10 protein-coding genes are annotated in these 14,096 nt (G+C 52.5%); all 10 read right to left on the bottom strand.

Annotated elements, in window-relative coordinates; all coding sequences use genetic code 11:
* Nucleotides 1-66: 66 nt before the first annotated feature.
* The 10 genes from EYB31_RS21900 to EYB31_RS21945 all read right to left on the bottom strand — a co-directional run bounded on the left by EYB31_RS21900 (nucleotide 67) and on the right by EYB31_RS21945 (nucleotide 13,820).
* A complete protein-coding gene (locus EYB31_RS21900; RefSeq protein WP_165452543.1) occupies nucleotides 67-1,290 on the bottom strand; it encodes an ABC transporter substrate-binding protein in 1,224 nt (407 codons plus the stop codon).
* A 73-nt stretch (nucleotides 1,291-1,363) separates the two neighbouring features.
* Nucleotides 1,364-2,578 carry an ABC transporter substrate-binding protein gene (locus EYB31_RS21905; RefSeq protein ID WP_165452544.1) on the bottom strand — a complete coding sequence of 405 codons (1,215 nt, stop codon included), beginning with the start codon at nucleotides 2,576-2,578 and terminating at the stop codon, nucleotides 1,364-1,366.
* A gap of 89 nt (nucleotides 2,579-2,667) precedes the next feature.
* Entirely contained in the window at nucleotides 2,668-3,546 is an 879-nt protein-coding gene (locus tag EYB31_RS21910) for a protein-tyrosine phosphatase family protein (protein ID WP_131015559.1), read from the bottom strand.
* Between the two features lie 76 nt (nucleotides 3,547-3,622).
* A complete protein-coding gene (locus tag EYB31_RS21915) occupies nucleotides 3,623-4,645 on the bottom strand; it encodes a LacI family DNA-binding transcriptional regulator (RefSeq protein ID WP_131015560.1) in 1,023 nt (340 codons plus the stop codon).
* Nucleotides 4,646-4,784: 139 nt separating this feature from the next.
* Nucleotides 4,785-6,542, bottom strand: coding sequence for a sensor histidine kinase (locus tag EYB31_RS21920; RefSeq protein WP_131015561.1), 1,758 nt, complete (start codon nucleotides 6,540-6,542; stop codon nucleotides 4,785-4,787).
* 213 nt (nucleotides 6,543-6,755) lie between these two features.
* Nucleotides 6,756-7,379 carry a hypothetical protein gene (locus tag EYB31_RS21925; protein ID WP_165452545.1) on the bottom strand — a complete coding sequence of 208 codons (624 nt, stop codon included), beginning with the start codon at nucleotides 7,377-7,379 and terminating at the stop codon, nucleotides 6,756-6,758.
* 120 nt (nucleotides 7,380-7,499) lie between these two features.
* Complete coding sequence (locus EYB31_RS21930; protein ID WP_131015563.1) at nucleotides 7,500-9,605, bottom strand: molybdopterin oxidoreductase family protein; 2,106 nt, start codon at nucleotides 9,603-9,605, stop codon at nucleotides 7,500-7,502.
* Nucleotides 9,606-9,670: 65 nt separating this feature from the next.
* Entirely contained in the window at nucleotides 9,671-10,021 is a 351-nt protein-coding gene (nirD, locus tag EYB31_RS21935) for a nitrite reductase small subunit NirD (RefSeq protein ID WP_131015564.1), read from the bottom strand.
* Between the two features lie 23 nt (nucleotides 10,022-10,044).
* Entirely contained in the window at nucleotides 10,045-12,468 is a 2,424-nt protein-coding gene (gene nirB, locus EYB31_RS21940) for a nitrite reductase large subunit NirB (protein WP_131015565.1), read from the bottom strand.
* An 89-nt stretch (nucleotides 12,469-12,557) separates the two neighbouring features.
* A complete protein-coding gene (locus tag EYB31_RS21945) occupies nucleotides 12,558-13,820 on the bottom strand; it encodes a nitrate/nitrite transporter (protein ID WP_131015566.1) in 1,263 nt (420 codons plus the stop codon).
* Between the last annotated feature and the right edge of the window lie 276 nt (nucleotides 13,821-14,096).

The raw sequence follows: 14,096 nt of genomic DNA on the forward strand, positions 1-14,096 counted from the left end.
CCCATATTATTTTTCACACGACAAGAGGTTGTTCAAAACGTGATCTTTGAACCCGCACTTACAAGCTTATTGAAGCTTCAACCAAAACTCACGAAGTTTGGCAGCGTTGTTGTAAAAAAATTCAGGGTCGTATTTCCAAACGTTGAGCTTATCGATAGCCGGCTGATCGGTTCGGCCATTGTCCGTTCTCGTCGACCAGGAGCCCTGCACGTTAAACGGCTTAAAACCTTCTCCCTGGCCGTCCGCTTCACCCGCCATCCAACGGATCAGCAGCTTGGCTGCGCTTACATTTTTCGCCTTATTGGCGATGTACAGATAGGATGGGCCTACGACGGAAATTCTCGGCTTGACATCATACGTGGTGTTTACTTTCAACTTCTTCTCCACGACGTCTCTCATTTTGCTTGACGCCGAGAAACCGATCGGCGGTTTGGCCTGGGTCGATTTGCCGATGCCTTCGACCACGTCGTCGCTGGATTTCATCAACACGGCATCGTTTTTCACGAGCTGCTTGATGAATTCGTAACCTGCGTTTTCCGTGCCGTTCAGCACGATGTCTTTGCCGAACTTTTCTTTATACGCCTGCTTCATTTCTTCGGCGTTCTGAACCATAGCCAGGAATAAGTCCATCGTATCGGCCGACTGCAGCGGCTCGTCGAACATGACTTTGCCTTTCCATTCCGGTGTCGTAAGGTCCCACCAGTTCGTAATCGGCGTCGTCTTGTTGGCGTCCGTGTTGTAAAAAATCGAACGCAGCGAGAAATAAGGGACAAGTCCGGGGCTTTGGCTTTTGTACGGCTCAATCATCTTGGCGGCCAAATCCGACGGCAAATACTTATACACGATGTTTTTCTTCACAAGCTCCGACGAAACCGTGCCGCCCGCATCTTTCACAAACACGACATCGGCATTGTATACGCCTGCGCCCTGCTCACGGATCAATTTCTCGACGATATCGTTGGTCGTCATGTTGTACGCTTCCACAACGACGCCGGGATATTTGGCTTCGAAGGTTGCCTTGACGTCCTTAATCCGGCTGGACTGCGAATAGACGACTACCTTGCCTTCCTGCTTGGCCTTGGCGTACAGCTCCTCCACCGTCTCCGTCTTGTTCAGGCCGTTCTGCTCGGCCCAATCCGCTTGCTTTGCCGCCGCGCCTCCCGCTCCCGTGCTACCTGCCGTTGAAGTGCTTCCTCCTGTTGTTGTATTGCTGCATCCGGCAAGAATGGAAACGGCCGCCACGGTTGTTATAGCCGTTAACGAAACCGTTCTGAGAATCACTTTTTTCATTTGCAAATGCGCTCCCCCATTATTTAAAATGCCGTTTAATTCCATGCCGCTACGAAATGCCCGCTTCCCCGGCTTACTGCTGCTTCAGCCAGAACTCCCGGACTTTCATCAAGTTGTCGTAGTCAAATTCCGCATCATATTTCCACAAATTCAGCTTCTCCAGCGTGATGTCGTCTTTTGGCTTAATGTCGGTTCTTGCCGGCCAAGATCCGGATACGTTAAACGGCTTGAAACCGTCGGCTTTGCCGTCAGCTTCTCCGGCCATCCAGCGGATCAGCAGCTTCGCCGCGTTCGGATGAGGCGCTTGGTCAGCGATAAACAGCAGCGCCGGTTCGGCATGCGATACTCTCGGTTTCATATCGTAGGAAGCGCCGAGCTTGAGCCCCTGCTCCTGACCTTCCCGCAGCTTGCTCGTAACCGCGATGCCTACAGGCGGCTTCGCTTGGTTCGGCTTGCCGATGGCGCCGACGATTTCGCCGCCGGAGTTTTGCAAGATCAGGTCGTTTTTAATCAGCCTGCGCAAAAATTCATACCCTGCGTTCGGAGAACCGTTCAGTTCGATGTCCTTGCCGAATTTCTCTTTGTACGACGTCTTCATATCTTCGGCATTTTGCACAAACGCCAGGAACAAGTCCATCGTATCCGAGTTTTTCAGCGGATCGCTCATCATCACCCGGCCTTTCCATTCCGGCGTCGTCAAGTCCCACCAGTTGGCGATCGGCGGCGTTTTATACGTTTCCGAGTTGTAGAAAATACCTCTGGCCTCCACGTAAGGCACAAAGCCGAACTTCTGGCTTTTGAACGGTTCGATCATTTTGGAACGGATATCCTCAGGAATGTACGTATGCACGACGCCTTTCTGAGCCAGCTCCATGGAGAACGAACCCGATGTATCTTTGGTAAAGATGACGTCCGCATTGTTCACTCCCGCCGAATGTTCTCTGCTGATTTTCTCCGTAATATCGACGGAACTAAGCTTGTAATCCTCCACCTTGATGCCGGGGTATTTGGCCTCGAACGATTTTTTGACGTCGGCCGTGCGTCCCGACATCGAATAAATCGCCACCTTGCCTTCTTCCTTTGCTTTGGCATACAGCTCATCGACGGTTTCGGTTTTGTTCAGCCCCACCTTCTCCGCCCATGCCGATTTCGGCGGTTCCGCCGCAGCCGTCTTGCCCGAGCTGGGGGCCGAACCTCCCGGACCGTTCGCATATCCGCAAGCAGTAAGACTTACCATCGCCAATAATGCAACCATTCCAACCGCAGATGCCCGTTTCTTACGTTTCAATGAAAACACCGCCCCTTTTATCATACGTGTATTATGTTTGTGGTTAAGCGCTTACTCATATGTTTTATAATAATCTCCTAATTGCTTCATCAGGAGCTTCTGTTTTCAAGCCAGCGCGACCAGGATTTTGTAAATTTGCTAGCGCGTTGATCCAGACAATATTCATAAAAGGTGCGGATAAATTCGATTCGTTCCAAGGCCAAAGCGTACTTGTAAGGTTCATCCGGATCCATAAGATCAAAGTCTTTGCCGCCGATCAAAATGTGCCTTCGCATAATATCCTCAAAGCTAACCTCGCCTGCATGGCGCATCATATCAAACATCGTCATAAACGAGCTGGTTCGGCCTACGCCTCCGCGACAATGGAAGTGCAGCCAGCTATTTGCCGGAAGCCCCAGCACCCACTCAATATAGGCGTCCACCACTTGATTCAGCGGCCGATGATGGTCTGACACGAAAAACCGCTTGTATTCAAGCCCTTCGGATCTGACCAGTTGCTCTTCGTTCTGGATGAGCTTGGGGCTCGTCACCGGACCTCCGATGTCGACCGATTTTCTGGCCAGCTGATCAAAAGAAATGGATTCCGCTTCTTCCAACTCTTGAAAATAAGTTTGCTCCATATGTTTAACCTCGGAGTCGGACAACCCCTTATTTGCGTTGTTATGCTGTCCGTACCAGCTGACCGCCATTCCATTGACAAACCCGTGGCACTCTTGCCTTAAGTCGACGATAGTAATCGGCTCATCGCCGATCGACTGCATCATGCTCCTGAGTCCCCCGTGCGAAAACTGCCCGCTGCCGGAAATACGCAGCTCTGCAAGCCCTTTCAAATCAGGCAACGGGTTTGTGTCTTGCGGCACCACGTCTGTCGTCATGCGAAATTTTTTCGGCAGCTTGCTCGTGTTGTCAACATCAACGATGAGAGGCGGCTTCGGGGACTCCAGTAATTCTCTTGCTTCTTGCGACACGTTAGAACCAGCCCTTTCTTACTATTTATTTTCAAGATGCGGTCAACGCCTAATCGATCGCTCACCGCATCATTGATTATATGGTTGTTTTCAGGACGTTCGGCGAAGCGCACGTGTTGCGGATCACCAGCTCCGTATCGAACAATATCGATTCGGAGGCAAGCCGTTTTTCCGAAATCATCTCCATGAGCAGCTCTGCCGCCTTCTTGCCCATTTCCGTACGAGGCTGGGCGACGGTCGTCAGCTTGATCCAATGCAGATTCGTCATCTCCAGATTGTCGAAACCGACGACACTCATTTGTTCCGGCACGGATATGCGATTCTCAGCCAGCCATTCCAGCGCGCCGACGCCTAATAAATCGTTCGCCGCAAATACGGCGGTCATGCCGGGATAATTCACATGCAATTGGGCCATGCCCTGATATCCGAGCGCAATCGATCTTTCGTCAAATACGCAGCCGTTCGGGTGCAGCTCAATGCCATGGCGGTTCATTGTGTCGACAAATCCCCGGTAACGTTCCCGGCCGGTAAAAGAATAATCCGGCAGCCCGATAAAACCGATGTCTTTATGACCAAGCGAGAGCAAATATTCAATCGCTTTGCAGGTCCCTTTGTAATGATCGACATCGACAAAAGGCATTTGGAGCGAGGCGGGAGGCCGGCGCCGCAAAAACACAACCGGAATTTCCAGCCTTTGCAGCAATGCGATCATCTCGTCGTCCATCGTATCCGGAGTGACGATCAAACCGTCCATTTTGCGTTCGGATGCATTTTGCAAAAAAATTCTTTCTTTCTTCGGGCTTCTGGACATATTGCCATAGACAACCAAGTATCCGCTGTCCGACAATACTTCCTCGACCCCTTGCGCCATCGCCGAAAAAAACTGGTCCGTAATATCGGGAATCATCAGGCCAATCGTGTAGGAACGCTTATGTATCAAGCTTCTTGCCAGCGCGTTGGGCGTATAATTCAGCTTCTTAATCGCCTCAAGCACTTCCTCTTTCGTTTCTTCACGAATATCCGGATGATTGTTCAGCGCCCTGGAAACAGTGGAAACGGAAACTCCTAATTTCTTTGCTATGTCCTTTATGGTGGGCATGCTGCTCGATCTCCTTTGGTAACGCTTTCGGTAACGTTACCAGAATTGTAAGCCAGACTATTCAATTTGTCAATCGCAAAAATAAAAGCCGTTTGGAAAAATCCCCAAACAGCCAAAAAACCGGCGTAATCCGCCGTTATTAACTTAACGGAATGCTGACGATAAACGCCGTAACGCCGTCTTCGCTATGCAGCTGGATGTCCCCCTTGTACCGCTTCACCAGCTGATGCACAATATGCAGGCCAAGGCCCGAGTTCACACCGTTGTTTTTGGTCGTAAATCCCGATTGAAACAGCTGCTGGCGGATTTCATCCGAAATCGGCTTGCCGCTGTTGGAAACGGTCAGCTTCACCAGGCCGTCGCCGGCAACTTCACCTTCCACACGTACGAATCGCCGCTCAGGCTCAAACTCCATTGCAGCGTCAAATGCATTGTCAATCAGATTGCTTAATATTTTGACGACATCGGTCGCTTTGATCGCTTGCAGCTTTAATTTGTCCATATGACTAAAGCGGTGCTCAAAACGGATGTCCAGTTGTTCCGCCTGACTCAGCTTCGCCTGCAGCAAAGCGATAAGCGGCGGATTGTTAATATCGACAAGCCCGCTAATCAAGCGGATCTCGCCGACCAGCGATTTGGTATATGCCTCGAGTTCTCCATACTGTTTGATGGCAAGAAAACCATGAATCGTTTGAATATGATTAATAAAATCGTGGCGCTGCTCGCGAATCGACTGAAACAACATCTCCATGCTTTCCGTGTACGAGTCCTGCACAGTACGGACGGCATTTTTCTTGTTACGGCTGTAGCCGATAAATATCAGACCTAAAACGATTAAGCACAAACACGAACAAAACGCCATAAACCATAAGGTCTCATTCAAGCGCTGGTTCAGCATTTGATTCATTTGCGAGTAGTCGGAAGAAATCTCGATTAGCGGCACTTCGCCTGCGGGATTGTATTTGACATAACTCGTTTGAACGGGGGAGAAGCTTTTGAAAATCGGCCTTGTCCCGGACACGGTTTGGTAATACACGGTTTTTCCCGAATTTAAGGCCAACTGGGCGTATCGTTTCTCGTCCTGATCTCGGTATTCGTATTGTCCGAATAAAACCAGCCTTTCCGAAAACCAGTTGTCGGGAATTGGGTGCGCAGAGGGCATCTTGCGCTCCAGCAATTTATTTGTATTCAGCACGGCGATTTCCAATCCCGCCTGCTTATTTTGTTCGACGAGCCGGCGGATCATATCGTTTAGGCCGATCAAATTTTGATAGCCAAAAAAACTTTTGTTGCTTACAAACGGGTCGATGATGTAATTGGTCGAACCGTCATAATAAAATCCCCATTTATTAATGATCTGGGGATTGGAAGACGAAGTATCAAATGGCTCGCTCCAGAAATAAGGCAACGTCTGTCCCATGCCCACCTTAACCTCTTGCAGATGAAACAACTGCTGCAGGGCGGTATGGATCGTGTCCCATCCTTTCGAACTGACGTTCAGATCGTGCTCATCCGAAGACTTCATCCCTACGATATCGTCCTCCGTCTTCTTGAACAACGTGATGTTGTCCACGCCAAGCTGCTTGCTTAACTCGACCAGTTCGGCGTTGCTGATCTTGTCGATATCGGGATCCAGCTTGTACCGTGCGGCAATGGCGGCTGTCCGAAGATTTTGTCCGATCAGATCCTCCACGATTTTCTCGGCTTTGGCGGATTGTTCGATATGGGTAATGACGCTGTTGTACAGCATCTGGATTTTCATCTTTTCGTTTTCGAACATCATATATTTGGAATGTTTATAATAAGCCATATTTAGCGCCATCAGCACAACAAGAAAAACAAGCGATGTTTTGAGCGGAATTCGCTGCAGCCAATCCATCGATTCACCTCTATTCAACAGGTAACCGCTTTAGATCGATTATATCTGCATTTGTACGTTTTTGTCGAACTGTTTCTGGATCTCTCCCTCAGACGGCACGCCAAAAAGCCGCTTCGCTGGAAGCGGCTGCAGATGCGCGGGTTAGCGCACGTATTCGGTACATTTTCCAATGTCGCGAATCCCAAGCGTGCGTCCTGGCGCCGCATGACGGCGGTCGAACCCCACACCGGTTTATTTCTCAATCCCCTTGTTGTACAACGACAACCCCAGCAGTTCGCCTGAATCCGGATCAAGCAGAACTTCGCCCGAATAATAATAGTTGCACATGATGAAATTAAAGCACTGTTTGGCCGAAATGTCGGCATCGTTTATGGCGTAGGGAGCTTTGAACAACAGCGTGTATTGATCGACGCTTTGACCGGCGGGAATCGGCTTTTTCACGTACACCGCTTTGGTGCCCTTCTCCTGGCTTAAATTATTGCTTGGTGGCTCTTCGTCCAAATAATAAGCTTGCACCGTCTGCGGATCCAATCTTTGATAATACGCGATGTTAAGCGGAACGTCAGGCAAGTAAGCCGAGATTTTGTTCTGGATTCTGAAATTTACCGTTTGGTCCTTATATTCGATATACGTGTAATAACTCATCAAGCTAAGAACAACAAACAGCAGCAGGAATCTCGCTTTCCTGAACGGTCTTTTTAGAAGCGCCATAATGAAGCGAATCAAACAAAGCAGCACAAACCCATAAGAAATGCCGTAAAACTCGAATGGACTCATCGAATATTGGTACGGTCTGGCAATGACATAAAACAACACAAAAATAACGACGGTCAGCAAAAATGGGAATATTCGCATACCCCCATTATAACCACTGCACGAAAGCCAATTCAAACTCCTCTGATTCGGCGGTACGGACATAAGCTTAAATCTTGGGGCCGTCTTCCGCCGCCGCAGCTCTGTGCATCCATCAACCGTTTACATGACGGCTTCGATTCTCACTGCGCAGAGCTTAAACTCAGGCATCCGGCTTGTCGGATCCAAAGCGTCGACGGTCAGCCTATTAATGCTGAGCTCCTCGCCCCAATGAAACGGCACAAATACCGTGCGCGGTTGGATTCCCTCCGTCACTTTCACCTGCAGCACAATCGAACCCCGGCGGCTTGTAATACGAATCCGCTCGCCCACGCGCAACCCAATCTTACCCGCCAGCCAAGGATGGATTTCCGCCACGGGTACAGGGGTTTTCTTCGCCAGCGCTTCCGTGCGCCGCGTCTGGGCGCCGCTCAAATAATGGTTGGATAAACGGCCGGTTGTCAAAATATACGGATACTGCTCGTCAATAGGCTCAGCCGGCATTTTGGGCAGAATGCCAAACAATCTCGCTTTGCCGTCCGGATGCGCGAACCGTTCCTGAAACAATAGCGGGCTGCCCGGATGATCCGGGGCCGGACAAGGCCAGAACACCCCTTTCTCCCGTTTGAGCCTGCCGTAATTGAGCCCGCCATAGTCCGCTTTGCCTCCGGAGGAGGCGCGGCACATCTCGAGAAATACGTCCTCAATGCCGTCATATTGAAAATAATCGCCTTTCCCCAGCGCTGCCGCCCATTCGCAGATCAGCCGGTAATCGAGCTTGCACTCCCCGGGAAGCTCCAGCGCCTGCGCGCGGTGAAACACTCGTCCCTCCAAGTTGGTGAGCGTCCCCTCCCCTTCCAGAAAAGATGAACCCGGCAGCAGCCAATGCGCAAGCCGGGCTGTCTCCGTTTCGAACAAATCGACGACAACCAGCAATTCCAGCTTGTTCAAAGCGCGTTCGACCCGCGAGTTGTTCGGGCTCGAGACAAGCGGATTGGAGCCAAGCACAATCATCGCTTTGATCTCGCCTTCATCCGCTTTCATCAGCATCTCGTAGGCGGACACGCCTTTGCCGGGAAGTTCGTCCGGGTCGATGCCCCAGACCGTAGCTACATGGGCGCGGGCCGCCGGATCTTCGATCGAGCGGTAACCCGGCAGCTGGTCGGCCTTCTGGCCGTGCTCGCGGCCGCCCTGCCCGTTGGCCTGCCCCGTGACGGCGCCGTAACCGCAGCCCGGCTTGCCCACCTTGCCCGTAAGCAGCGCCAAGTTGATGTACTGCAGCGTGTTTTCCACGCCGTTCACCTGCTGCTCCAATCCGCGGGCGGTCAGCACGATGCCGCGTTGGGCTTTGGCGAATCCGCGGGCCACGGTACGAACGACGCTTTCCAGCACACCCGTCAGTTCCTCCACCCGCGCCGGCGTAAAATCCCGCACAGCATCTGCCAACTGCTCAAAACCGCTTGTGCGTTCAAACACAAAACGCTCATCGTACAATTTCTCGTTTACGATAACATGCAGCAAGCCGCTTACAAACACCGAATCAAAGCCCGGCTGCAGCCGGATATGAATGTCGGCGCTTTTGGACGTCATCGTATTGCGCGGATCGATCGTGACGATTGTTGCTCCTTTCTTTTTGGCTTCCAAAATATAAGGCATCATGGTCGGCTGGCATTCCGCGATATTGGTTCCGGCCAAAATTAAATAGTCGGTCTCGGGTATCGCCGAAAGCGGCATTGTCATCCCCCTGTCCAGTCCAAACGCTTGATTGCCGGCTGCAGCGGCGCTGGACATGCAATAACGGCCGTTGTAGTCGATATATTTCGTCCGCAGCGCAACGCGGGCGAATTTGCCGAGCAGATAACACACCTCGTTGGTCAGCGAACCGCCTCCGTATACCGCAACCGCATCATTCCCATAGCGCTCTTGAATGCGCCTGATTTGGCCGGCAATAGCGCCGGTCGTTTCCTCCCAGCCCACACGGTTCCAAGGGGCTTCCCTTGACTGCCGGCGCTGCGGATACAGCAGGCGGTCCGTATGGCGCACATGCTCCAGAGCGTTAAGCCCTTTCTGGCAAAGACGTCCCGTCGCCACCGGAAAATCCGGGCTGGGCTTGATCGTCAAACCCGGCCCCTTATCGCCCGGTATCAGTTTCATTGCGCATTGCATGCTGCAGAAGCAGCAATGAGAGGAAGTTTCCGCTGCAGCTCCTTGCGGCATCGTGTCATTCATCGCGCTCCCCCCAAACTAATCGATCGTCATCGGATGAATCCGCCGGTGATTCCTCTTGATTTATCTCATCCGGCCTTGGCGGCGGATTCCTGAACTTGTATATAAATGCGGCCGTTCTCAATTTTCGTTGCATACACACGTACGCAGCCGGTATCCGGCTTCTGCACTTCGCCGCTCGCCAGATCGATTTTCCGGTCGTGCATCGGACAAAATACATATTCCCCGCTGACGATACCTTCGGCAAGCACGCCGGCTTTGTGGGGACAGCGGTTCTGCACGGCATGCAGTTTGCCGCTGGCCAGACGGAACAACGCAATCTCCAAGCCGCCGCAGCGCACCGTTCTGCCGATATGAACAGGCAGCTCGTCATCAGCCATCACGTCAACCCATAACCAATTTGTATCTCTTGGGTTCATTGGCAGGTTCCTCCTCTAAAAGATCATGATTTCACTTCCACCACATCGTATAAATTGCGGCGAATCGAAGCATCGGCAATCGCTTCCTTCCACGGGTCCTTGGTGACTGCAAGCGCCTCGTCCATCCGTGAGCACAATGCAGCCCGTCTGCCGGGATCCTTGACGACATCTTGAATGTGCGCCAAGCCCAGCCGGTTCACCCACTCCGAGGTACGCTCGCCGTACTTGCCGGTCTCGCGGTAATATTGCAAATACGCCTCTGTATATTCAATCACCTCGGCTTCCGTGGCTACCGTAGCCAGCAGATCGCCCACCCGCACCTTGACGCCGCCGTTTCCTCCGGCATACAGCTCCCAGCCGCCGTCGACGGAAACCACGCCAAGGTCTTTAATTCCCGATTCGGCGCAGTTGCGGGGACAACCCGATACCGCCATCTTCACCTTAGCCGGCGTGTTCAGCCGTTCGAAGCGCTTCTCCATGGCAATGCCCATCCCCATGGCGTCGCCGGTACCGAACCGGCAGTACGTTTCTCCGACACACGTCTTGACAGTGCGGAGCGCCTTGCCGTAGGCATAACCCGAAGGCATGTCGAGATCGGCCCACATCGGCACAAGGTCTTCCTTCTTCACCCCAAGCAAATCAATTCTTTGGCCGCCAGTCAGCTTGACGGTCGGCACGTTATATTTGACCGCCACGTCGGCGATTTTCTTCAAATCTTCGGGTGTCGTCACCCCTCCGTACATCCGCGGCACCACCGAATAGGTACCGTCCTTCTGAATATTTGCGTGCAGCCGTTCGTTGACAAACCGGGAGGCGCGGTCATCCTTGTAGGTACCGGGGTTTAACATCCCAAGGTAATAGTTGATCGCCGGACGGCATTTCGAGCAACCTTCCTCGCTTTTCCAACCCAGCACATGCATCACTTCGCGCACATGCGACAAGCCCTTCTCGCGAATCGCCGCAACCACTTCGTCGCGCGACAAATCCGTGCAGCCGCATACCGTTTCCTTGACCGCCCCGCCCTGGAACGAATCGCCCAGCGTAAAGGCAAGCAGCTCGCCGACGAGCGGTTTGCAGCCGCCGCAGGAACGCGAAGCGTTCGTGCAGTTCTTCACTTCCTCCACGCTGGCGAGGCCTTGTTCCTTGATCGCGCTGCAAATGGCGCCTTTGCTGACCCCATTGCAGCCGCAGATGATGGCCTCGTCGGGCAGCTCGGCGACACCCGCTCCGGCGGATGTTCCGGCTGCTGCGGAATCCCGCAATATGGCGGTTTTCTCCAGGCCGCTGATGTCGGTGCCGCTGCGGATCATCTGCATGAGCCGCGTGCCGTCCGACGTGTCGCCGTACAGCACCGCCCCGACGATTTTGCCCTCCTTGATCACAACCTTCTTATATATACCGGACCATTCGTCATGGATGCGAATCGTTTTGGTACCTTCGCCTTCGCTAAAGTTGCCTCCGGAAAATACGTCTACGCCGGATACCTTCAGCTTCGTATAAACGACGGAACCTTCGTACGGTCCAGTCGCTGCGCCGGCGAGGCGTTTGGCCAGCACCGCCGCCTGCTCGTAAAGCGGCGCGACAAGCCCATATGCAACCCCGCGATGCATCGCGCACTCGCCGACGGCGTAGACGCCCGGAATGCTGGTTTCCAAATAATCGTTAACAACGATACCGGGATTCGTCTCGCAGCCGATCTGCTTGGCAACAGCCACATTGGGGCGAATGCCTACCGCCATGACCAGCAGATCCGCTTCCGCCACGGCGCCGTCTTTGAATTTCAGCCCGGTCACCCGTTTGCCGCCCAATATTTCCGCCGAATGCTTTTCCAGCAAAAAGTTCATGCCTTGCGCTTCGAGCGCTTCCTGCAGCATTTTGGAAGCCGTCCGGTCAAGCTGCCGTTCCATGATCGTATCGGTGATATGCACGACGTCGACCTTCATGCCAAGATTCAAAAAACCGCGGGCCGCTTCGAGCCCAAGCAGACCGCCGCCGATCACGACCGCTTTTTTGTACTTTTTCGAAGCTTCGATCATCTTCTCGCAATCTTGGATCGTGCGGTAAGCCATAACCCCATCTTTGTCCGCACCCGGCAAAGGCAGCATAAACGGATTGGAGCCGGTTGCTATGATCAGCTTATCGTACGGCACCGTTACGCCTTTATCGCTTGTAACCGTTTTGCTCGTGGTATCGACACTTGTCACCGTATGGCCGGCATACAGCTTGATCCCGTTTTCCTCGTACCACCCGTAAGTGTTAAGTTCGATGTCCGCCACTTTGGAGTCGCCGGACAACACATAAGAAAGCAGAATCCGGTTGTAATTGGGATGCGGCTCTGCGCCAAAAACCGTTATGTCATATTTGCTGGGCGCCAGCTTCAACAAATGTTCGATCGCATGTACGCCGGCCATTCCGTTCCCGATAAGCACCAATTGCGGTTTACCCATAAAATGAACCCCCCGTCGTGTAATTGCACTGCCTATGATATATGCGGTATCCGCGGCGTCGGCCTATATCCGGTTACCGGTCTGAAATGCTAAGCATTTGTGCCTTTTGACAGCGAATCTCCAGCGAGTTGGACGCTGTGGAGAGCCGTTCCTACTTTACCGCCTTCGCCGATCCAACTGCGCTTCCATTCACGCTGCGCGATGGAAATGATCAGGATGCAGCTCAAAGCGATCACGCTGAGAATAAGGAACCCGGGAGTAAACGAACCCGTGGAGAGCTTCAAGTTCCCAAGAATCGTCGGCAGAAAGTAGCCGCCCAGCCCTCCGGCTGCGCCGACAATGCCGGTTATGATGCCGACTTCATCGCGAAACCGCTGGGGAACAAGCTGGAATACCGCCCCATTGCCCATACCCAGCGACATCATACAGATGAATAAAATGACCGTCGTCACCGCCAGCGACGGCAGTGTCGAGATGCCTGCGAGGGCAAGCCCAACTACTGCGTACAACACGATCAGCATGCGGATGCCGCCTATCTTATCGGACAGCCAGCCGCCCACCGGACGGAAGAAGCTGCCGGCAATAATGCATATCGTTGCAAAATCGGCGGCAGTCACCGCCTTGAGACCGTATTGGGTGTTGAAGAAAATCGTCAAATAATTGGCCATGCCGGAAAAACCGCCAAATGTCACCATATAAAATATGCAGAACAGCCAAGTATCCTTTTGCTTCAGCACACGGCCATAGTCGGCCAACTTCCTGGGAGCGGGCTGATTCGGGCTGTCTTTGGCCAGCAGGATAAATACAATAAACGAAAGTGCGATCGGAATGAGTGCCAAGCCAAACACAACATGCCAGCTGCCGAAGTGCTGTGCAAGCCGGTTAGCGAACAAGGTGCTGAAGATCGTTCCGCTGTTGCCCGCTCCGGCGATACCCATCGCCAGTCCCTGATATTCGGGAGGATACCAGCGGCTTACGAGCGGCAGTGCAACGGCGAAGCTAGCCCCGGCAATACCCAGCATCAAAGCCACGAAATACATATCCTGCAGCGAATCGGCGAACTTCCAGCCGTAAACAAGCGGCACCACTGTCAGAAGCATGCCCAATATGCCGGTTTTTTTAGGGCCAATCGTGTCCGTCAGAAAACCTAACACAACCCTCAAGATCGATCCGCCGAGCGCAGGCAAAGCGACCAAACTGGCCTTCTGCGCCGCATCAAGCTGAAAATCGCCGGCAATAATGACGGCTAGCGGGCCCAACATGACCCAAATCATAAAGCTGATGTCAAAATACAAAAACGAACTAAACAGCGAACCTTTGTGACCGCTTTGCAAAAACGTCTTTTTCTCCATCTCCGATTCTCCTTTTTCTATTTAAAATATGTCCTAAAATAAAACATGCCTATCCCCTTATTTGCGGCCGCGGCAGGGCGGGACAAACAGAAGGATAGGCATCTTTGCCGAAGCGGCACGACGGTGTGCCGCATATGAACGAAAGTCTTTGACCTACGACCTTGTAGGTCTTATTAAGCATGATTATAATCACGGAAGTATTATATGTCAACTATATTAACATTAATTTTCAGAAAACAATGAGAAAATCGCGTTTTTCTCGATATCGACAAAAAT

This window comes from Paenibacillus thalictri, assembly GCF_004307995.1.
GTDB lineage: Bacteria > Bacillota > Bacilli > Paenibacillales > NBRC-103111 > Paenibacillus_AF > Paenibacillus_AF thalictri.